The 20,164-nt window shown below is 71.0% G+C and carries 19 protein-coding genes, 3 tRNA genes and 1 pseudogene; 9 read left to right on the top strand and 14 right to left on the bottom strand.

The window, feature by feature from the left end; genetic code table 11:
- Positions 1-23: 23 nt before the first annotated feature.
- The 8 genes from ACFVGW_RS33280 to ACFVGW_RS33245 all read right to left on the bottom strand — a co-directional run bounded on the left by ACFVGW_RS33280 (position 24) and on the right by ACFVGW_RS33245 (position 4,551).
- Positions 24-99, bottom strand: a tRNA-Gly gene (locus ACFVGW_RS33280).
- 22 nt (positions 100-121) lie between these two features.
- Positions 122-736, bottom strand: a complete 615-nt coding sequence (locus tag ACFVGW_RS33275) for a response regulator transcription factor (RefSeq protein ID WP_352189739.1) — start codon at positions 734-736, stop codon at positions 122-124.
- The gene (locus ACFVGW_RS33270) at positions 733-1,965 is read right to left on the bottom strand and encodes a sensor histidine kinase (RefSeq protein WP_385854571.1); all 1,233 of its coding nucleotides are present in this window, start codon (positions 1,963-1,965) and stop codon (positions 733-735) included. The genes ACFVGW_RS33275 and ACFVGW_RS33270 overlap by 4 nt, the downstream gene beginning before the upstream one ends.
- A 17-nt stretch (positions 1,966-1,982) precedes the next feature.
- The gene (locus tag ACFVGW_RS33265) at positions 1,983-2,747 is read right to left on the bottom strand and encodes an ABC transporter permease (RefSeq protein WP_385854570.1); all 765 of its coding nucleotides are present in this window, start codon (positions 2,745-2,747) and stop codon (positions 1,983-1,985) included.
- On the bottom strand, positions 2,744-3,721 hold the full coding sequence (locus ACFVGW_RS33260; protein WP_385854569.1) for an ABC transporter ATP-binding protein: 978 nt from the start codon (positions 3,719-3,721) through the stop codon (positions 2,744-2,746). The genes ACFVGW_RS33265 and ACFVGW_RS33260 overlap by 4 nt, the downstream gene beginning before the upstream one ends.
- A 140-nt stretch (positions 3,722-3,861) precedes the next feature.
- A tRNA-Gly gene (locus ACFVGW_RS33255) sits at positions 3,862-3,934 on the bottom strand.
- A gap of 79 nt (positions 3,935-4,013) precedes the next feature.
- Positions 4,014-4,085, bottom strand: a tRNA-Gly gene (locus ACFVGW_RS33250).
- A gap of 112 nt (positions 4,086-4,197) precedes the next feature.
- Positions 4,198-4,551, bottom strand: coding sequence for an Lsr2 family protein (locus ACFVGW_RS33245; protein WP_352189735.1), 354 nt, complete (start codon positions 4,549-4,551; stop codon positions 4,198-4,200).
- A 324-nt stretch (positions 4,552-4,875) separates the two neighbouring features.
- Here ACFVGW_RS33245 and purS point away from each other — a divergent pair, with 324 nt between their 5' ends.
- The 5 genes from purS (at position 4,876) to ACFVGW_RS33220 (ending at position 9,548) form a co-directional block, all read left to right on the top strand.
- Positions 4,876-5,145 carry a phosphoribosylformylglycinamidine synthase subunit PurS gene (purS, locus tag ACFVGW_RS33240; protein WP_352189734.1) on the top strand — a complete coding sequence of 90 codons (270 nt, stop codon included), beginning with the start codon at positions 4,876-4,878 and terminating at the stop codon, positions 5,143-5,145.
- Positions 5,142-5,822 (top strand): phosphoribosylformylglycinamidine synthase subunit PurQ, encoded by a 681-nt coding sequence (purQ, locus tag ACFVGW_RS33235; RefSeq protein ID WP_383226497.1) that lies wholly within the window; start codon positions 5,142-5,144, stop codon positions 5,820-5,822. Before purS ends, purQ begins: the two co-directional genes overlap by 4 nt.
- A complete protein-coding gene (gene purL / locus ACFVGW_RS33230; RefSeq protein ID WP_352189732.1) occupies positions 5,822-8,071 on the top strand; it encodes a phosphoribosylformylglycinamidine synthase subunit PurL in 2,250 nt (749 codons plus the stop codon). The genes purQ and purL overlap by 1 nt, the downstream gene beginning before the upstream one ends.
- A gap of 112 nt (positions 8,072-8,183) precedes the next feature.
- The gene (locus ACFVGW_RS33225) at positions 8,184-8,690 is read left to right on the top strand and encodes an ArsR/SmtB family transcription factor (RefSeq protein ID WP_385854568.1); all 507 of its coding nucleotides are present in this window, start codon (positions 8,184-8,186) and stop codon (positions 8,688-8,690) included.
- 33 nt (positions 8,691-8,723) lie between these two features.
- Entirely contained in the window at positions 8,724-9,548 is an 825-nt protein-coding gene (locus ACFVGW_RS33220) for a M23 family metallopeptidase (RefSeq protein WP_385854567.1), read from the top strand.
- Here the strand turns inward: ACFVGW_RS33220 and ACFVGW_RS33215 are convergent.
- Complete coding sequence (locus tag ACFVGW_RS33215) at positions 9,536-9,940, bottom strand: nuclear transport factor 2 family protein (protein ID WP_383226504.1); 405 nt, start codon at positions 9,938-9,940, stop codon at positions 9,536-9,538. The two genes, ACFVGW_RS33220 and ACFVGW_RS33215, sit on opposite strands and share 13 nt — an antisense overlap.
- Positions 9,941-10,025: 85 nt before the next feature.
- Here ACFVGW_RS33215 and ACFVGW_RS33210 point away from each other — a divergent pair, with 85 nt between their 5' ends.
- The gene (locus ACFVGW_RS33210) at positions 10,026-10,814 is read left to right on the top strand and encodes a sterol carrier family protein (protein WP_385854566.1); all 789 of its coding nucleotides are present in this window, start codon (positions 10,026-10,028) and stop codon (positions 10,812-10,814) included.
- A gap of 108 nt (positions 10,815-10,922) precedes the next feature.
- Positions 10,923-11,753 (top strand): META domain-containing protein, encoded by an 831-nt coding sequence (locus tag ACFVGW_RS33205; protein ID WP_385854565.1) that lies wholly within the window; start codon positions 10,923-10,925, stop codon positions 11,751-11,753.
- A gap of 19 nt (positions 11,754-11,772) precedes the next feature.
- Here the strand turns inward: ACFVGW_RS33205 and ACFVGW_RS33200 are convergent, their stop codons facing one another.
- Together ACFVGW_RS33200 and ACFVGW_RS33195 are read right to left on the bottom strand one after the other, a co-directional pair.
- The gene (locus ACFVGW_RS33200; protein WP_385854564.1) at positions 11,773-13,209 is read right to left on the bottom strand and encodes a sulfatase; all 1,437 of its coding nucleotides are present in this window, start codon (positions 13,207-13,209) and stop codon (positions 11,773-11,775) included.
- A gap of 208 nt (positions 13,210-13,417) precedes the next feature.
- The gene (locus ACFVGW_RS33195) at positions 13,418-13,510 is read right to left on the bottom strand and encodes a putative leader peptide (RefSeq protein WP_352189727.1); all 93 of its coding nucleotides are present in this window, start codon (positions 13,508-13,510) and stop codon (positions 13,418-13,420) included.
- 309 nt (positions 13,511-13,819) lie between these two features.
- On the opposite strand from ACFVGW_RS33195, the gene purF reads away from it, so the two are divergent.
- Together purF and purM are read left to right on the top strand one after the other, a co-directional pair.
- The gene (gene purF, locus ACFVGW_RS33190) at positions 13,820-15,346 is read left to right on the top strand and encodes an amidophosphoribosyltransferase (RefSeq protein ID WP_352189726.1); all 1,527 of its coding nucleotides are present in this window, start codon (positions 13,820-13,822) and stop codon (positions 15,344-15,346) included.
- A 42-nt stretch (positions 15,347-15,388) separates the two neighbouring features.
- On the top strand, positions 15,389-16,456 hold the full coding sequence (purM, locus tag ACFVGW_RS33185; RefSeq protein ID WP_385854563.1) for a phosphoribosylformylglycinamidine cyclo-ligase: 1,068 nt from the start codon (positions 15,389-15,391) through the stop codon (positions 16,454-16,456).
- Between the two features lie 126 nt (positions 16,457-16,582).
- Here the strand turns inward: purM and ACFVGW_RS33180 are convergent, their stop codons facing one another.
- From ACFVGW_RS33180 to ACFVGW_RS33170, 3 genes and pseudogenes are all read right to left on the bottom strand, one after another.
- A complete protein-coding gene (locus tag ACFVGW_RS33180) occupies positions 16,583-16,840 on the bottom strand; it encodes a DUF3073 domain-containing protein (RefSeq protein ID WP_352189724.1) in 258 nt (85 codons plus the stop codon).
- 321 nt (positions 16,841-17,161) lie between these two features.
- The gene (locus ACFVGW_RS33175) at positions 17,162-18,256 is read right to left on the bottom strand and encodes a Glu/Leu/Phe/Val dehydrogenase dimerization domain-containing protein (protein WP_352189723.1); all 1,095 of its coding nucleotides are present in this window, start codon (positions 18,254-18,256) and stop codon (positions 17,162-17,164) included.
- Positions 18,257-18,430: 174 nt separating this feature from the next.
- A pseudogene (locus tag ACFVGW_RS33170) lies at positions 18,431-20,067 on the bottom strand (hypothetical protein); the annotation flags it as partial.
- Between the last annotated feature and the right edge of the window lie 97 nt (positions 20,068-20,164).

Below are 20,164 nucleotides of genomic sequence, written 5' to 3'. Positions count from 1 at the left end.
GAGAGGACCGGGGGCTTCTTCCATGGAGCGGACGACGAGATTCGAACTCGCGACCCTCACCTTGGCAAGGTGATGCTCTACCAACTGAGCCACGTCCGCATGCGCCGTAGCGCGGAGCCAACTATACCCAACCTTTCGCGCGGGCGAGACGCACCGCCGCGTGACGGTTCTCGGCCCCGAGCTTCGCGGCGGCCGAGGAGAGGTAGTTGCGGACCGTCCCCTGCGAGAGCGAGGCCCGCTCGGCGATCTCCGCGACCGGTGCGCCGTCCGCCGCGAGTTCGAGCACCTCGGCCTCGCGCGCGGTCAGCGGGGAGTCCCCCGCGGCGATCGCGTCGGCCGCCAACTCCGGGTCCACGTAACGGTTTCCGGCGTGTACGGAGCGGATCAGCTCGGCCAGCCGCTGGGCGCTGACGGTCTTCGGCACGAAGCCCCGCACCCCGGCCGCGAGCGCCCGCTTGAGGTGCCCGGGGCGGCCGTGGCTGGTCACGATCATGGTGCGGCAGTCGGGGAGTTCGTCGCGCAGGGATGTGGCGACCCTCACACCGTCGAGGCCCGGCATCTGCAGATCGAGGACGGCTACGTCGGGCCGGTGGGCCCGGGCCATGGCAAGCGCCTCGGGTCCGGTCGCGGCCTCGGCGACGACCACGAGATCGTCCTCCAGGGCGAGCAGCGCGGCGAGCGCGCCCCGGATCAGATGCTCGTCGTCGGCGAGCAGCACACGTACGGGCACGGTCACGCCCCCTTCCTGGCGCTCGGCACGCCCACGGGCACCAACGCCGTCACCTGGAACGTACCGCCGTCGCGCGGTCCCGCCTCCAGGGTTCCGTCCACCGCGGCGAGCCGCTCCCGCAGCCCCGCGAGGCCCGAGCCCTGCCCCATCACCGCCCCTTCCCGTACGCCGTCGTTCCGTACCGTCAGCAGCACCGAACCGTCCTTCTCCCGCAGCGAGATCCCGCACCGTCGCGCGTCTCCGTGCCGCAGCACGTTGGTCGTCGTCTCCCGCACCACCCAGCCGAGGACCGACTGGACGCCGGCGGGCAGTTCGACGGTGACCGGGTCGATCGCGCAGTCGATGCCCGCGGCGCCGAGCACCCCGCGGGCGCCTTCGAGTTCGACGCGCAGGTCCGCGTCGCGGTAGCCGCGCACCACGTCCCGCACCTCGCGCTGGGACTCCCGCGCGATCCGCTGCACCTCGATCATCTGGTCGACGGCCTCGGGCCGTTCGCGCCGGGCGAGCTGGACGGCGAGTTCGCTCTTGAGCGCGATCACCGACAGGTTGCGGCCCATGACGTCGTGGAGGTCGCGGCCGAAGCGGAGCCGCTCCTCGGCGACGGCCAGGCGCGCCTTCAGCTCCTTGGACCGCTCCAGTTCCCAGACCATCTTCATCAGCCAGCCGGAGAACCCGCAGGCGGCCACGAGCCCGCCGCCGCTCAGCAGGATGCCGACCGTGTAGCCGAGCGCCTCGCCGAGTCCGACGCCCGCCGCCGCGACCGCGCCGCCGGTGGTGAGGGCGGCGAGCGGAGCCACGTACAGCATGTGGCGGATCCGGTTCATGCACAGGACGAGGCTGCCGAGGGTGAAGGTGACCGTGCCGGTGACGACGGCGGCGGCCACCGCCGGCTCGGCGAGGGCCCCGGTGGCCCGCAGGGCGATGGCGGTCAGCGCGCCGGCCGCGGTCAGTGCCACGAGGGACGCCGCGAGCCGGACCGGCCGCTCGCGGCGGTCGAGGACCCAGTCGAGGGCGCGGGAGGAGAGCACGCCGTTCAGGACGGCGTGCAGGCAGACGAGTGCGGCCAGGGTGGCTGCCAGGGGCAGTCCGAGCGGGCTGCGGTCGCCCTGCGCCACCGTTCCGCCGCCGATGAAGGCGATCTCGAGCAGCACGAAGAAGTGGAAGCTCCACCGGGTGTACAGCTCGACCTTGGCCGCCGTACTGCGACCGCTCCACCACCCCGTCAGCCTGGACACGCGCCCGGCCCCCCTCTCTAGCGACGCGGCTCCCAGCGGAACCACCGTCGGACAGCAAACACGGTGAGCACGCCCCAGGCCAATGTGTTGAGTACGGCGGTGAGCAGGTCCTTGGTGTCACCGACGCCGAGCCAGCCCATGCGGACGAGCTCCATGACACCGCTGGCCGGGAGCAGTCGGCAGAGGTCGGCGACGAGGTCGGGGAGCAGCTCCGTGGGGACCATCAGCCCCGATCCCATGGCGGAGAGGAGGAAGAAGGGCAGGGTGGTGAGCCCCGCGCTCTCGACGTTGCGGGTGATGGCCGTGGTCACGGCGGCCAGGCCGGCGAGCAGCACGACCGCGGCGAGCAGTCCGAGCACGAGCAGTTCCGGCCTGCGGGGCGCGGGCACGTCGAGGGCGATGGCGCCGCCGACGGTCAGCAGGGCGCACTGGACGAAGGCGATGGCGGCCGACGGGAGCGCGGCCCCGGTGAGGATCTCCAGGTCGCTCGCCTCTCCGGTCCGCAGTCGCTTGAGGACCAGTTCCTCGCGGCGGGCGACGAGGGCGGACGTCAGGCCCATGTAGACGACGAGGATGAGGACCAGGCCGGTCCCGCCGATGAGGGTGGCGCCCGCCATGCCCATCGGCAGCTCCTTCCCACCCATCGTGGTGAGCGAGGAGCGCAGCACGAAGATCATCAGCAGTGGCATCAGCAGGGCGATGAAGAGGTTGTTCTTGTTCCGCCCGAGGAGGGTGAGTTCGGCCCGCCCCAGCGAGGTCATCCGGCGTGCGGTCGCGTTCATCGGGCGGTCTCCAGGGAGTCGGTGCGGGAGGCGTCGGTGCGGGAGGCGTCGGCGTGGGAGCCGGTGGCACGGGAGTCGTCGGTGCGGGAGGCGATCTCCAGGAACGCCTCTTCGAGGGAGGCCGAGCGGGCGTCCAGCCCCTCCAGCCGTACGTCCGCCTCGCGGGCCCAGTCGAGGAGTTCGCCGAGCGCGTTCTGCAGTTCGTGCGTACGGATCTCCACGCGCCGTCCCTCCGCCCCGGCCTTCAGGGTGAGCGGGAGCCGCCCGGGCTCGACGCCCTCGGGGAGCACGAAGCGGATGCGGGCGGGGCGAGCGGCGGTGACCTCGGCGGGGGTGCCGGAGAGCACGATCCGCCCCTGGTGCATGATCGCCAGCCGGTCGGCCAGGGACTCGGCCTCCTCCAGGTAGTGCGTGGTGAGGACGACGGTCGTGCCGCCGTCCCGCAGCGCCCGCACCAGCTCCCAGGTGTCGCGCCGGCCTTCGGCGTCGAGGCCGGTGGTCGGCTCGTCGAGGAAGAGGACCTCGGGGCGGCCCAGGAGCGCGAGCGCCAGGTCGAGACGGCGCCGCTCGCCGCCGGAGAGCTGCTTGATCCGCACGCTGCCGCGGGCGGCGAGCCCGACCATCTCCAGCGCTTCGAGGAGCGGCCGCGCGCCGGTGGTGCAGCCGGCCCACATCCGTACGGTCTCGGTCACCGTCAAGTCGGAGGGGAAGCCGCCCTCCTGGAGCATCACCCCGATCCGGGGCCGGACGGCGGCACGTTCGCGGTACGGGTCGTGGCCGAGGACGTGGACCGTGCCGCCGCTGGGCGCGGCGAGGCCCTCCAGGAGTTCGACGGTGGAGGTCTTGCCGGCTCCGTTGGTCCCGAGGAGGGCGAAGATCTCACCTCGGGGGACGGCGAAGGAGATGCCGTCGACGGCGGCGAACCCGCCGCTGTAGATCCGGCGGAGGTCGTCGGCCTCGATCACGTTGGTCATGACCTCAGCCTCGCGGCGGACGGAGCCGGTCGGCAGTGCGTGCTGTCATCGCTGCGCATGACAAATGTCAGGAGGGGGCCGCGACATGGGCGGACACGACGAAGGCCCCGGTTCGTGAGAACCGGGGCCTTCGCTTCCTGAGCGGACGACGAGATTCGAACTCGCGACCCTCACCTTGGCAAGGTGATGCTCTACCAACTGAGCCACGTCCGCATGCCTCCGACCGGCTTTCACCGGGCGGTGCGAGCACCACTCTACCTGATCCACAAGAGTGGTCGGTAATGCGATGCAGAGCGGGTGACAGGAATTGCACACTGCGCCTTCCCCCTGGAAGGGGGATGTTCTACTACTGAACTACACCCGCACGCTGCGTGAGGTCCGGCCCTGCGGCCTCGCCCCTCGGCGTGATCCAGACTCTAGCCGATCAGCGGGGGTGCAGTGCAACTCCGTTCGCCGCGGCACGTCGGACGGCCCGGTCAACTGGCCTCGCGGAAGGCCTCGTAGACCCTCTTCGGAATGCGGCCCCGGGCCGGCACGTCGAGCTTGTTGGACTGCGCCCAGGCGCGGACCGCCGCCGGGTCGGGAGCGAGGGCGGTGTGCTTGTACGAAGCCACGGAGGCGGGCGCACCGCTCGCCCTCGCGGCGGCGGCCCTGCCCGTCAGCTTGCGGCCGGCCGCGAGGTAGGGCGCCAGCGCCTTGCGCAGTTTCTTTGCATTGGCGGGATTCAGGTCGATCTCGTACATCTTCCCGTCGAGGCCGAACGCCACCGTTTCCGCCGCTTCTCCGCCGTCGATGTCGTCGAAGAGAGTGACCACTACTCGCTGAGCCACGGATATCGGTCCTTTCGTGCGGTACCACCGTGTCCAGTTCGGCGCGTCGAGCGCCTCTGACGTGCGGCGACACCGGCTTTGCGGCTACTCCGGCGCAATGCTGCTTTCCTCTGTATTCCTTTGTACAGCGGTAGGCGTCGCATTGTGAAGCCCAGCCAATTGCATCCGCGTGTCCCGCCGCAATGGGCCGCGCAATATTTCACTTGAATTTTCCGTGGGGATCTTCGGGTGCGTTTGTAGGGTCCTCCAGTCCTCTACCCGCGTAGAATTTGGAGGCAGGTACGCTGAGGGAACCGCCCACGCAACACACCACCGGGAGTGCCAGTGGCACGCGTCGTAGTCGACGTCATGCTCAAGCCGGAGATCCTCGACCCTCAGGGGCAGGCGGTGCAGCGTGCACTGCCCCGCCTGGGATTCGACGGAATCGCCGACGTCCGCCAGGGAAAGCGCTTCGAGCTGGAGGTGGAGGGACCGGTCGACGAGGCCGCCCTCGCCCGCATCCATGAGATGGCCGAAACCTTCCTCGCCAACACCGTGATCGAGGACTTCACCGTCAAGGTCGAGTCCACGGAGACCGCCGGGGCCTCGTCGTGACCGCACGCATCGGCGTCGTCACCTTCCCCGGAACGCTCGACGACCAGGACGCGCTGCGCGCCGTCCGGCTCGCCGGAGCCGAGCCCGTCTCGCTCTGGCACCGCGACAAGGACCTCAAGCAGGTCGACGCCGTGGTCCTGGCCGGCGGCTTCTCCTACGGCGACTACCTGCGCGCCGGGGCCATCTCCCGGTTCTCGCCGGTGATGGAGCCGCTCATCGAGCAGGCCAGGGCGGGCATGCCCGTCCTCGGCATCTGCAACGGCTTCCAGATCCTCACCGAGGCCCATCTGCTGCCGGGCGCGATGCTGCGCAACAACCACCTGCACTTCATCTGCCGCGACCAGAAGCTGCGGGTGGAGAACGCGGACACCGCGTGGACGTCCGACTACGCGCAGGGCCAGGAGATCCAGGTCCCGCTCAAGAACATGGACGGCCGGTACGTCGCCGACGAGCGGACGCTCGACGAGCTGGAGGCCGAGGGGCGCGTGGCCTTCCGCTACGTGGACATGAACCCCAACGGCTCGCTCCGTGACATCGCGGGCATCACCAACGCCGCCGGGAACGTCGTCGGGCTCATGCCGCACCCCGAGCACGCCGTCGAGCCGCTGATCGGTACGGGCCGTACCGACGGCCTCGGTTTCTTCACCTCGATCCTCAAGAAGCTGGTCAACGCCTGATGAGCCTCGACACCGTCAAGCACGCCACCGAGACCCCGGACAGCGAGCAGCCCTGGAAGGAGCTCGGCCTCAAGGAGGACGAGTACGCGCGCATCCGCGAGATCCTCGGCCGCCGTCCCACCGGTGCCGAGCTCGCCATGTACTCCGTCATGTGGTCCGAGCACTGCTCGTACAAGAGCAGCAAGGTCCACCTGAAGCAGTTCGGCGAGAAGGTCCCGGCCAACGACGCCATGCTCGTCGGCATCGGCGAGAACGCGGGCGTCGTCGACGTCGGCCAGGGGTACGCGGTCACCTTCAAGGTCGAGTCGCACAACCACCCGTCGTACATCGAGCCCTACCAGGGCGCGGCCACCGGCGTCGGCGGCATCGTCCGCGACATCCTCGCCATGGGTGCCCGCCCGGTCGCCGTCGTCGACCCGCTGCGCTTCGGCGCGGCCGACCACCCCGACACCAAGCGCGTGCTCCCCGGAGTCGTCGCCGGCATCGGTGGCTACGGCAACTGCCTGGGTCTGCCGAACATCGGCGGCGAGGTCGTCTTCGACGAGTGCTACCAGGGCAACCCGCTGGTCAACGCCGGCTGCATCGGTGTCATGAAGCACGAGGACATCCACCTCGCCAAGGCCTCCGGCCCCGGCAACAAGGTGATCCTCTACGGCGCCCGTACGGGCGGCGACGGCATCGGCGGTGTCTCGGTCCTCGCGTCCGAGACCTTCGACGACACCAAGCCCACCAAGCGCCCCGCGGTCCAGGTCGGCGACCCGTTCCAGGAGAAGCTCCTCATCGAGTGCACCCTGGAGATCTTCCAGGAGAAGCTGGTCGCGGGCATCCAGGACCTGGGTGGCGCCGGACTCTCCTGCGCGACCTCCGAGCTGGCCTCCGCCGGCTCCGGCGGCATGCGGGTCGACCTCGACCGGGTCCACCTGCGCGACGCGACGCTCTCGCCCGAGGAGATCCTCATGAGCGAGTCGCAGGAGCGCATGTGCGCCATCGTGGAGCCGCAGCACGTCGACCGCTTCCTGGAGATCTGCGAGAAGTGGGACGTCATCGCGGTCGTCATCGGTGAGGTCACCGAGGGCGAGCGCCTGGAGATCTTCTGGCACGGCGAGCAGATCGTCGACGTGCCGCCGCGCACGGTCGCCCACGAGGGCCCGGTCTACCACCGGCCGTACGCCCGCCCGGAGTGGCAGGACGCGCTCCAGGCCGACGACGCGGGCAAGCTGCCCCGGCCGCAGAACGGCGAGGAGCTGAAGGACCAGGTCCTGAAGCTGGTCTCCTCCCCGAACCAGGCCTCGAAGTCCTGGATCACGGACCAGTACGACCGGTTCGTGCAGGGCAACACGGTCCTCGCGCAGCCCGAGGACGCGGGCATGGTCCGCATCGACGAGGAGACCAACCTCGGCGTGGCCATGGCGACCGACGGCAACGGCCGGTACGCCAAGCTCGACCCGTACACGGGCGCGCAGCTCGCGCTGGCGGAGGCGTACCGCAACGTCGCCGCCTCCGGTGCCAAGCCGCTGGCGATCTCGGACTGCCTGAACTTCGGTTCGCCCGAGGACCCGGCCGTGATGTGGCAGTTCGCCGAGGCCACCCGTGGTCTCGCGGACGGCTGCCTCCAGCTCGGCACCCCGGTGACCGGCGGCAACGTCTCGCTGTACAACCAGACGGGCGAGGTCGCCATCCACCCGACGCCGGTCGTGGCCGTGCTCGGTGTGATCGACGACGTCAACCGCCGCACGCCGATCGCCTTCGCGGAAGAGGGCCAGCTCCTCTACCTGCTCGGCGACACGCGTGAGGAGTTCGGCGGCTCGGCCTGGTCCGAGGTCGTCCACAAGCACCTCGGCGGTCTGCCGCCGGCCGTGGACCTCGACCGGGAGAAGCTGCTCGGCGAGATCCTGATCTCGGCCTCCCGCGACGGCATGATCGACGCCGCGCACGACCTGTCCGACGGCGGTCTGGTCCAGGCGGTCGTCGAGTCCTGCCTGCGTGGCGGCACGGGCGCGCGCCTGGTCGTCCCGGACGGCCTGGACGCCTTCACCTTCCTCTTCAGCGAGTCGGCGGGCCGTGCGGTCGTCGCCGTCCCGCGCAGCGAGGAGCTCCGCTTCACCGACATGTGCGGCGCGCGGGGCCTCCCGGCGACGCGGATCGGTGTCGTGGACGGCGCAGAGGTCGACGTGCAGGGCGAGTTCAGCATCTCCCTGGAGGAGCTGCGCGCCGCGCACGAGGCGACGATCCCGGGCCTGCTGGCCTGAGCGGCGCCTGACACACCGCACCACGGGAGCCCCCGTCCGGACCTTCGGTTCCGGGCGGGGGCTTTCCCGTTCCTCACTTGCACGTAATTACGTAATTACGTAATCTGCACACATGGAGCTGGAGGAGCGGGTCGCGGAGCTGGAACGCCGGATGGCGGCCCTGGAGGGCACGGAGCGTCCGGTGCCCGAGGCCGTCGACGACGCCTTCTGGGCCCTGGAAGGGCTGAAGGCGCAGCTCGCCGAGGCGGGCCCGCAGGGCGAGGACGGCGGGGTGCTGTTCACCGGCTCGGTCCGCCTGCCGACCCGGGAGCGGTACGAGTGGCAGTTCGGCGCCCTCACCGAGCGGCTGCTCGACGAGGACTGGGCCGACACCGCCGACTCCTTCGCCGCGCTCGGTCATCCCGTACGGCTCCGGCTGCTGCGGGAGATCCTCGGCGGCCGGCGCACGGCGGCCGAGCTGGCGGAGCTGGAGGAGACCGGCACGACCGGCCAGATCTACCACCACCTGCGCCAGCTGACCGGCGCGGGCTGGCTCCACACGACGGGGCGGGGCCGCTACGAGGTGCCGGGAGCCCGGGTCGTCCCGCTCCTGGTGGTCCTCACCGCCGCCCGTCCGTAACCGCGATCCACCGGATCCACAGGGGGAAAGTTCATGACGCGCAAGCTCGCCGTGGTCGTCCACCGTCTGCTCTGGCTGGTCTTCGCCGTGCAGGCGCTCGCCTCGGTCTTCGTCGAGCCGCCCTATCCGTACTGGGCGGGTTGGCTGCCGGCGCTCGCCGCCCTGGCGGTCGGTGTCACGCTCGCCGGCACGGACCGCAGGCGGCACACGGCGGACACCCGCCCGCCGGTCGAGGTCGGCCCGCCGGTCACCGGCCGCTGGTCGGCGCTGAACAGCCCGGCGGACCGCACGCCCAGCCACGGCACGCACCAGTACGGCCAGACCTACGCCATCGACATCGTGGCGGAGGACGAGGAGCGGCCCCGTCCGCCCTTCGCCCGCCTCTGGCCGACGGTCCGGCGCAGCGAGGACTTCCCCGCCTTCGGCGCCCCGCTGTTCGCGGTCGCCGACGCGACCGTCGTGCACGCCGAGGACGGCCAGCGCGACCACCTCAGCCGCAACTCGCTGCCCGCCGTCGCCTATCTGATGCTGGTCGAAGCCGCCGTACGCGCGCTGGCCGGCGCGCGCCGGGTCACCGGCAACCACGTGATCCTCGACCTCGGCGACGGTACGTACGCGATGTACGCCCACCTGAAGCGCGGCTCGCTCACCGTGCGCGCGGGCGACCGGGTGGCGGCGGGACAGGAGCTGGCCCGGTGCGGCAACTCCGGCAACTCCACGGAGCCGCATGTGCACTTCCAGCTGATGGACGGCCCGGACCTGGACACGGCGCGCGGCGTGCCGTTCACCTGGCGGGGGGTGGGCGTGCCGGCGAACGGCGAGACGTTCGCGGCGGGCGGCCCGGTCTACTCGGCCTGACCCCAGAAGGCGTCCGCCTCGTCGATGTCCTCGACGCACTCGTCGATGTCGGTGACCTTGCCGCCCATAATGGTGAAGAAGAGGCCGCCCTTCATCTCGATGCCCCGGTCACCGTGGTCGCCGTGCCACTTGTGGACGGCCATCACATGGCCCCGGCCGTCGGGGTAGAGGCCCTGTATCTCCGCCGTGAACGTGTCGCCGGTGAGCTCCATGCACTTGGCGTACATGCCGAAGATGGCCTCGCGGCCCTTGAAGTGCCCCGACATCTGGCTGTTGCCGGGGACATGGTGCGTACAGTCGGCCGTCATCATCGCGGCGAGCGCCTCCATGTCCCCTCTGGAGAACGCCTCGTACCCCTTGCGCACGAGTGTCACGTCAGGGTGTTCAGCCATGGTCCTTCGCCCCTCTCGGAAGCCCTCTTCCAGTCTCCGCCGGGGCCCACGGCCCTGCCACACGGCGACGGACTACCCTCGCCCCATGCCACCGGCCAAGAAGCGCACCCGCAGCTACGACACCGCCAGGATCCGGGCCGCCGTGCTCGCCCAGTTCGGGAACGTACGGGAGGCGGTGGAGGGGCTCACGGCCGAGCAGCTCGACGGGCCGACCCGGCTGGGGGAGTGGACCGTACGGGAACTGGCCGCGCATCTGACGCTGGCGGTCGGCGCCGTCGCCCGCGCGCTCGGCGAGCCCGAGCCCGCCAGGCAGGAAGTCGCCCTCCTCGACTGGCCGTCGGCGACGGCCACGGCCGCCGCGCGGATCGACGAGGACACCCGGGCGATCGACACGGCCGACCTGGCCGGCCTGTACGAGCGGACCGCCGCGCGGTACGAGGAGTCGATCGCGGGCGTCCCCGACGACCGGCTCGTCCCGATGCGTTTCGGCGCCATGCGGCTGGCCGACTTCCTGGTGACCCGCACCGTCGAACTCGTCGTGCACACCGACGACCTGAACCGGGCGACGGGTCTGGCCGTCCCGTTCGACCGGCAGGCCCTGGCCGCCTGCACCCGTCTCCTCGCGGACGCGCTCGCGGTGAAGGCCCCGGGCGGCGCGGTCGAGGTCCGGGTCCCGCCCTTCGCGGTGGTCCAGTGCGTGGAGGGCCCCCGGCACACCCGCGGCACCCCGCCCAACGTCGTCGAGACCGACCCGCTCACCTGGATCCGGCTGGCCACCGGCCGGGCGCGGTGGGCGGAGGAGCTGGACGAGGCACGGGTGAGCGCCAGTGGGGAGCGGGCGGACCTCGCCGCCCTGCTGCCCCTGATGGGCTGAGCGGCTGCCTGGGCTGAGCGGCTGCCCGGGCTGAGCGGCTGCCCGGGCTGGGCGGCTGCCCCGCGGAGGCGGGCGGAACCGTCCGTACCGTTCGCCCGTCCCATCCCCATGCTGAAGACACGTACCACCGCAGCCACCGCAGTCCTGGCCTCGCTCGTCGTGCTCTCGGCGTGCGGCACCCAGCAGTCCGGCTCGGAACCCGGCGCCGGCTCCGTCGCCCCCGACGCGCCCGTCGCCGGAGCCCACTGGGTGTTCGACACGGTGACGGTGGCGGGCAAGGAGACCAGGGCGCCCGACGGTGCCCACGTCGAGATCGCCGCGGACGGCAAGGCGTCGGGGAACAGCGGCTGCAACGGCTTCGGTGCCGAGGTGTCGGTGCAGGGCGACACGGTCACCGTGAAGCAGGGCCAGGGCACCGAGATGGCGTGTCCCGGTGAGCGGGGGGCCTTCGAGGCGGTGCTCCAGAAGGCCTTCACCGGCTCGCTGAAGGCGAAGGTCGAGGGAGACCGGCTCACGCTGACCTCGCCCGACGGCAAGAACGTCGTCGCCCTGACCTCCGAACCGGCCGCACCGCTCACCGGCACCGAATGGACCGTCGACTCCCTCCTCACCGGCGACACGGCCTCCTCCCCGCCCAAGGGCAGCGAGGGCAAGGCCACCTTCGTCATCGACAAGGAGGGCGCGGTCCGCGGCAACCTGGGCTGCAACCGGTTCACGGCCACGGCGAAGGTCACCGGGAAGACCCTCACCGTCACCGGACCGGTCGCGACCACCCGCATGATCTGCTCGGGCCCGCAGATGGAGCTGGAGACGAAGCTCTACGACCTCCTCGACGGTCCCCTCACGTACGAGCTCCGCCACCGCACCCTGACCCTCACCGGCGCCGACGGCGAGGGCTTCGCCGCGACGGCGAAGCCCGCCGCGAGCGCGACGCCGTAGCCTTCAGGGGCCGTAGCCTTCAGGACCCGTAGGGCAGCAGCCCGGCGTCGGTCCGCTCCCACGCCGTCCGGAGCGCGGCGAGCCGCTCCGGCTCGAAGGGGGCACGGTCCGCCTGTTCGCGGGCGTCCTCGGTCAGGTCGAAGAGCTGGTCGCGGCCGCCCTTGCCCCGGTAGTACTTCCAGTCGCCCCGGCGCAGCGCCCGCTCGCCCCGCACCCGCCAGAACAGGTCGCGCTCGGCGACCTTCTCGCCGCGCAGCAGATACCCGGCGAGGCTGGTGCCGTCGAGCGGGTAGGCGGGGTGGGGGCGGGCGCCGCCCAGTTCGAGCAGGGTCGCCGTCCAGTCGGGGGTGTACACCGGCAGGCCGCTGACCTGCCCGCCGTCGATCCGGGCGGGCCAGCGCAGGACGGACGGCACCCGGATGCCGCCCTCCTGGAGCGAGCCCTTGTTCCCGGCGAGCGGCCAGTTGTAAGAGAACCGCTCACCACCGTTGTCGCTGGCGAAGAAGACGAGCGTGTCGTCCTCCTGGCCGGAGCGCTTCAGCGCGCGGAGGACCTCGCCCACCGACCGGTCGAGGTCCTCGACCATCTCCTTGTACTTCTCGATCGAGCCGCCGTCCTGGTGCCAGAGGGCGGAGCGGTCTCCGGCCTTGATCCGCCGGACGATCTCGGCGCTCGTCTCCGTGTCGCCGTCGGCGATCCACGGCCAGTGGGGGGTGGTGAAGTTGAGGTTGAGCAGCCAGGGCTTCTCGTGGTCGCGGGCCACGTACTCGCTCGCCCGCTCCGTCAGGATCCGGGTGTAGTAGCGCAGGTCCTTGTACGTGGCGTCGCCTTCGTAGAGGTCGTACTCGCCGCCGAGGCCGAGCTTGGAGTAGTACTCCAGGGCGCCGCCGAAGTTGCCGAAGAACTCGTCCCAGCCCGAGCGGGTGGGGGAGTAGTCGGGCAGGTAGCCGCAGTGCCACTTGCCGATGAGGGCGGTGGCGTAGCCGGCCTCGCGGAGCCGGGAGGCGAGCGTGGGGTGGGTCGGCTCCAGGCCGACGGACCGGTCGGCGATCGGCTCGGCGAGCCCGCCCTTCGTACGGCCGGGGAAGCGGCCCGTGTAGAGGCTGAAGCGGGTCGGGGAGCAGGTCGCGGAGCCGGAGTAGGCGTCCGTGAACCGGACGCCCTGGCGGGCGAGGCGGTCCAGGTGCGGGGTCCTGATGTGCGGGGAGCCGTAGGAGGACAGGTCGGCCCAGCCGAGGTCGTCCCCGAGGATGAAGAGGATGTTCGGCCGCCGGGAGTGGCGGCCGCGGGCGGCGCGGAACGGGCGCTCCCCGCTCTGCACGGCACTGGCCTGCGCGGCAGTCGCCTGCACGGCACTCGCCTGCGCGGTGCCGGATCCCAGTGCGCCGACGGCGGCGGCGCCGACGGCCGCCCCGCCGAGGGCGCGTCGGGACAGGGGGATCTTGGGCGTGGGCATGGGGGCTCCTTGGAAGGTGCGGGTGCGGGGAGGTCCGGGTGGCGTGGGCGATGCGGAAGGGCGCGGGACGGCGCGCGCGGTGGTACGGCCCGGGAAGCGGGCCGTCGCTCAGGAGAAGGCGCCCCGGTCGCCGGGCTGGCGGTCGCCGGGCAGGCGGGGGCCGCGGGGGTCCGGGGGATCTCCCGCGATCAGGGGCGCGTGGGTGTGATCAGGCGCAGCGACAGATGGCGCTGGCGACACGGACGAGGTCCACGTGTCGGCGCGCGACGAGGGTGACCGCTCGGTCACGCACAGGCTGCATGCCGGGGAGCCTCGCCCAGAGCGCGTGCACCTGTCAACGGCCGTCCCACTCCCCGGAACGCGCACCCTCCGGGGCGCCCTGTCGGCGGGGTCCGGCCCCGCCGGTGCGACTCCCGTCACACTCCGGGCCCGCTCCGGGCACCGTACGAGCGTCCGCTTGCATGCGACCGGTCGGGCGGGAGCCCCTTCCCGCCTAGGCAGGAGCGTGTCTACGCACGTCAATCGATCACTTTGTGGGATCGCACCACTCGGAGGGGCCCCGGATTTCCCCAATTCGGACCAGTGGTCGACCTCCCCTACACTCGGAGGCGTGCCACGTGGTGACGGTCGACTCAATCACGATCTGCTCCCCGGCGAGAAAGGCCCCCAGGACGCGTGTGGCGTCTTCGGTGTCTGGGCTCCGGGTGAAGAGGTCGCAAAGCTCACGTACTTCGGGCTCTACGCCCTCCAGCATCGGGGCCAGGAATCCGCGGGTATCGCGGTCAGCAACGGCTCCCAGATCCTCGTCTTCAAGGACATGGGCCTTGTGTCCCAGGTCTTCGACGAGACCTCTCTCGGTTCCCTCCAAGGTCATATCGCGGTCGGTCACGCCCGCTACTCGACCACCGGGGCCTCCGTGTGGGAGAACGCGCAGCCGACGTTCCGGGCGACAGCCCACGGCTCCATCGCGCTCGGCCACAACGGCAACCTGGTGAACACGGCCCAGCTCGCCGAGATGGTCGCCGACCTGCCCAAGCAGGAAGGCCGCACCACCCGGGTCGCGGCCACCAACGACACCGACCTGCTGACGGCGCTCCTCGCCGCCCAGGTCGACGACGACGGCAAGCCGCTCACCATCGAGGAAGGTGCCGCCAAGGTCCTTCCCGATGTCCGCGGCGCCTTCTCCCTCGTCTTCATGGACGAGCACACGCTCTACGCGGCCCGTGACCCGCAGGGCATCCGCCCGCTGGTCCTCGGCCGTCTCGAGCGCGGCTGGGTCGTCGCCTCCGAGTCCGCCGCCCTCGACATCTGCGGCGCCAGCTTCGTCCGCGAGGTCGAGCCGGGCGAGATGATCGCGATCGACGAGAACGGCATCCGCACCTCGCGATTCGCGGAAGCGAAGCCCAAGGGCTGTGTCTTCGAGTACGTGTACCTGGCGCGCCCGGACACCGACATCGCCGGCCGGAACGTCTACCTCTCCCGCGTGGAGATGGGCCGCCGCCTCGCCAAGGAGGCCCCGGTCGAGGCGGACCTCGTCATAGCGACGCCGGAGTCCGGCACCCCGGCCGCGATCGGCTACGCCGAGGCCAGCGGTATCCCCTTCGGCGCGGGCCTGGTGAAGAACGCCTACGTGGGCCGCACCTTCATCCAGCCCTCCCAGACCATCCGCCAGCTCGGCATCCGGCTGAAGCTGAACCCCCTCAGGGACGTCATCAAGGGCAAGCGCCTGGTGGTCGTCGACGACTCGATCGTCCGCGGCAACACCCAGCGCGCCCTGGTCAAGATGCTCCGTGAGGCCGGCGCGGCCGAGATCCACATCCGGATCTCCTCCCCGCCGGTGAAGTGGCCCTGCTTCTTCGGCATCGACTTCGCCACCCGCGCGGAGCTGATCGCCAACGGCATGACGATCGAGGAGATCGGCACGTCGCTCGGCGCGGACTCGCTCTCGTACATCTCCATCGACGGGATGATCGAGGCGACCACGATCCAGAAGCCGAACCTCTGCCGCGCCTGCTTCGACGGCGAGTACCCGATGGAGCTTCCGGACCCCGAGCTGCTCGGCAAGCAGCTCCTGGAGAACGAGCTGGCCGCCGGCCCCGCCGCCACCGCGGCCGCCGACGCCCTCCGTCGGCCGTAAGACCCCCGCAGTACCGCAGTAACGACACGAAAGCTCTCACCTATGTCTGAGACCACCGGTGCCTCCTACGCGTCCGCGGGCGTCGACATCGAGGCGGGTGACCGCGCCGTCGAGCTCATGAAGGAATGGGTGAAGAAGACGCAGCGCCCCGAGGTCCTCGGTGGCCTCGGCGGCTTCGCCGGCCTCTTCGACGCCTCCGCCCTCAAGCGCTACGAGCGCCCGCTGCTCGCCTCCGCCACCGACGGTGTCGGCACGAAGGTCGACATCGCCCGGCAGATGGGCGTCTACGACACCATCGGCCACGACCTGGTCGCGATGGTCATGGACGACATCGTCGTCTGCGGCGCCGAGCCGCTCTTCATGACCGACTACATCTGCGTCGGCAAGGTCCACCCCGAGCGGGTCGCGGCGATCGTCAAGGGCATCGCCGAGGGCTGCGTCCTGGCCGGCACCGCCCTCGTCGGCGGCGAGACCGCCGAGCACCCCGGCCTGCTCGGCCCGGACGACTTCGATGTCGCCGGCGCCGGTACGGGCGTGGTGGAGGCGGACCGTCTGCTCGGCCCCGATCGCATCCGTACGGGTGACGCCGTGATCGCGATGGAGTCCTCCGGCCTTCACTCCAACGGGTACTCGCTCGTCCGGCACGTGGTCTTCGACCGCGCGGGCATGACCCTCGACCAGCACGTCGAGGAGCTCGGCCGGACTCTCGGCGAGGAGCTCCTGGAGCCGACGAAGATCTACTCCCTCGACTGCCTGGCGCTCACCCGGACCACCGAGGTGCACGCCTTCAGCCACATCACGGGTGGCGGGCTGGCCGCCAACCTGGCGCGGGTGATCCCGGACGGGCTGCACGCCACGGTCGACCGTTCGACCTGGGCGCCCGGCGCGATCTTCGACCTGGTCGGCAAGGCCGGCAAGGTCGAGCGCCTGGAGCTGGAGAAGACGCTGAACATGGGCGTCGGCATGATGGCCGTCGTCCCGGCCGAGTCCGTGGAGGTGGCCCTGGCCACCCTGGAGGACCGGGGCGTCGAGGCCTGGGTCGCGGGCGAGATCACCGAGCGCGGCGAGCACGCGACCGGCGCGGAGCTGGTCGGCGACTACGCGGTCTGATCAGGCACGAAGGCACGGTGGGCGCCCCCCGCCCACCGTGCCCACCGCCCCGCTCCCGCGGACGCACAGAAACCCGGTCCGGGATACCCGGACCGGGTTCGGTGTTGAGCAGCGCTCTTTATGAGGTCAAGCGCGACGCTGGGACGACGCGTCGGGACCGGACTCGTCGTCCTCGTCCTCGTCGTCCGTGTTGTAGAGATCCGCGTACTGCGCGTACGGGTCGTCTTCCTCGTCGTCGTCCTCGAACGGCTCGCCATTCGGCGGCTGGCTCGAAGTCGAAGCGCCCAGCTCGTTGGCCAGACGCGACAGGTCAGTCCCGCCGCTGCTGTACTTCAGCTGGCGGGCGACCTTCGTCTGCTTGGCCTTTGCCCGGCCGCGCCCCATGGCTCGACCCCCTCGGTGACGGGGCTCGACGGCCCCAGAGTCTTGACACGCGTTCATGATTCGGAACGGGCTCTCGATGGAGAGACCGGTCCGTAGGGCTTCAACGGTACCTGCTTCCGTGGCCATACGGTACGCCGCACGCATCACATGCCCCGGTACAGAACCATCGAGGTGCCCTGTCCTCGCTGGTCAATCGCGATTTTAACCTCTTCTTGAGGGCCGACCCGCCGACCGGGGTGAGTCATCTCTCGATTGGGGTGAACCTACAAAGTTCACCCCTGCGAGCGCGCGGCGGGTCGGCCCCGTCAGGATTCGGCCGGATCAGGCGCGGCGGGCGTCGGCCATCCGCTGCTCGGCGATCCGGTCGGCGGCCGCGGCCGGCGGGATGCCGTCCGCCTTCGCACGCGCGAAGATTTCGAGAGTGGTGTCGAAGATCTTCGTGGCCTTCGCCTTGCAGCGGTCGAAGTCGAAGCCGTGCAGCTCGTCGGCCACCTGGATCACGCCACCGGCGTTGACCACGTAGTCGGGCGCGTAGAGGATCCCGCGGTCCGCGAGGTCCTTCTCGACCCCGGGGTGCGCGAGCTGGTTGTTGGCCGCGCCGCAGACGATCTTCGCGGTGAGGACCGGCACGGTCTCGTCGTTCAGGGCGCCGCCGAGGGCGCACGGGGCGTAGATGTCCAGGCCCTCGACACGGATCAGGGCGTCGGTGTCGGCGACGACCTCGACCTGCGGGAACTTCTCCGTGATCCGGCGCACCGACTCCTCGCGCACGTCGGTGATGTACACCTTGGCGCCGTCCTTCAGGAGGTGCTCGACGAGGTAGTGGCCGACCTTGCCGACACCCGCGACGCCGACCTTGCGGTCGCGCAGCGTGGGGTCGCCCCACAGGGTCTGCGCGGAGGCGCGCATGCCCTGGAAGACGCCGAAGGCGGTGAGGACCGAGGAGTCGCCGGCGCCGCCGTTCTCGGGGGAACGGCCGGTGGTCCACCGGTTGGTGCGGGCGACGACGTCCATGTCGGCGACGTAGGTGCCGACGTCGCAGGCCGTCACGTAGCGGCCGCCCAGCGAGGCGACCATGCGGCCGTAGGCGAGCAGCAGCTCGTCCGACTTGATCTTCTCCGGGTCGCCGATGATCACGGCCTTGCCGCCGCCGTGGTCGAGCCCGGCCATGGCGTTCTTGTACGACATGCCTCGCGAGAGGTTCAGCGCGTCGGCGACGGCCTCGGCCTCCGAGGCGTACGGGTAGAACCGGGTGCCGCCGAGGGCGGGGCCCAGGGCGGTGGAGTGGAGGGCGATGACGGCCTTGAGGCCGGAGGCGCGGTCCTGGCAGAGCACGACTTGCTCGTGGCCACCCTGCTCCGAGTGGAACAGAGTGTGCAGTACGTCAGCAGCAGGAACGCCGGTCACATCGGTCACGGTGGTGACTCCCAAGTACGAAGCGGCGGTTATCCCGGTCCCCCCTGCGGGTGGTGGCGGGACCGGTTCGGCAAGAGAGTAAGCCCTACCTGGGCGTAGATCCGGCGCAGTGCGCAGGATCACCGTTTCGGAGGCTGAGCGGGGGCGGGTCCTGTTGCCAGGTCCCGTGCTCAGCCGCGTGTCCCGAACGGTGTGGGGCACGCTGGTCGCCCGCGTTCGCTCCACGTCCGGGCGGCACGCATCCTGTGCGTGGTCCGGGTACGTGGGGGCGGGGTTCCTCGCGCCCGAGAGTGCCCGAAGGGGCCTGGACGGTCCGATGCCCACGACGATCACTCCGGTCGTCGCGGGGCGGTGCCGTCCTCCCCCAGACTTCGTCCGGGAGGTGCCCCCAGCCGGATCGGGTGCCCTTGGGCGCGCCTTCCGATCGCCACGGCGGCAGCGTCGTGGCGAGAGGTCCTACGAGTCTTGCTGGTGAGGGGCTTCTGCCAGTGCTGGGCACCCCACCGAGAGGTGTAGGCGGGGTCCACCGCGATGATCGCGATGCCGCTGCGGTCTGCCATGGAGGTGAGGCGGGCGCGCAGTCTGCCGGTCGGCATTCCGGCGATCAGCTGCCGAAACCGCTTTCGTCTGCCGTGTTTCTCTCGGGTCGTCGCTGCCCCGAAGTCCAGGTCTTCGACCGCGATCGCGGTCACCCCGCAGCTCTTGGCCCAGCGCAGGAGCTGGGTGAGGGAGTGCCGGACCTGAGCGTCTCGATGCTGTGCGCCGCCCGACAGGTCGTAGAAGAAGCGGCGGGGATTTCCGATCGGGTTGCCGTGGACGTCGAGGCGCCAGGCGGCGAGATGGTCCGCGTTCATGTCAAGGCCGATCACACCGTGCGACAGCGCCGCCTCGATCGGGACTGCGGGGGCCGCCGGGATCTGCCAGGACGCGGTCAGGTACCAGCGCATGCGGTCCGGGTCGTAGTGGATGCGGTAGGCGATGGCCCTGTTCGTCTCCACACGATGCGCCCACTCCGCACCCCGGTGCGCGAACCTCACCCGCGCCGCGAGGATGTACCTGCCGTGCGGGGCATTGGCCAGCCCGGCGAGCGGCGCCGGCAACCTGATCGACACGTCGCCGGCGGGGCCCACACGGATCGTCTCGTTGCCGAACAGCTTGCCCGACTCTCCGTCAGCAGTGAGGAACCAGCGCCCCGCCTCCCACCGCTCCCGCCACTCGGCCTCCGTGAGGTGAGCATGGCCTAGGTGGTGGCGGGCGTTCAAGAGTCGCCTGCCGCCCCTGACCACCCTCACTCGGCCGGCACGCCAGTCCGCCACAGTGGCAGCGTGCCGTGCCTCCAGGACGGCCAGACGCCGCGATTTCGCATGCCACTCCCGTCGCGACCGGTACCCACCCGGAGCTCGCCTCGAAGCAGGCTTGCCCACGGGCAGTGAGAGGCGGTGGCGGAGCATCCGGATTCCCGCCTCGAGGTTCTGGATGTGTGCGGCCTGGCAGCGTCGGGCCAAGGCCCACTGATCATGAGATGCCTTCGTCACCGAACCGGCCCACCGCGAGGACGACAACGCCGTCAGCCTCCGCTTCCGATCCCCCCACGATCGTGCTGAGTGCGCGAGGCCGTCCGCGCATCGAGTCGCGAGATCTCGGGCTGCGAGGGACCCCATGTGGGCGCCCACCAGCCGCAGAACCTCCAGGTCCTCCGGCGTCATGCCCCGGAGTCGATCACGCACCGTCGTACCGGTGGGCGGATCCGCGACGGAGGGAGCCGCCGCACCCCGTGGGCCCGGAAGTGGCCGCGCCTCGTCCTCTCGCACCTGGCCCCCTCACGGCCGTGACTCTTGCTTCGAACAGGTCAACGAACAAGCGCGGGAAAGGTCACAAGTTCCCCGCCCGAACATCGACCCGTATCGA

It is taken from the genome of Streptomyces sp. NPDC127129, from assembly GCF_042671585.1.
Classification (GTDB): domain Bacteria; phylum Actinomycetota; class Actinomycetes; order Streptomycetales; family Streptomycetaceae; genus Streptomyces.
Note: the sequence above shows the minus strand (reverse complement) of the source record. Positions and strands in the feature narration are given on the sequence as shown.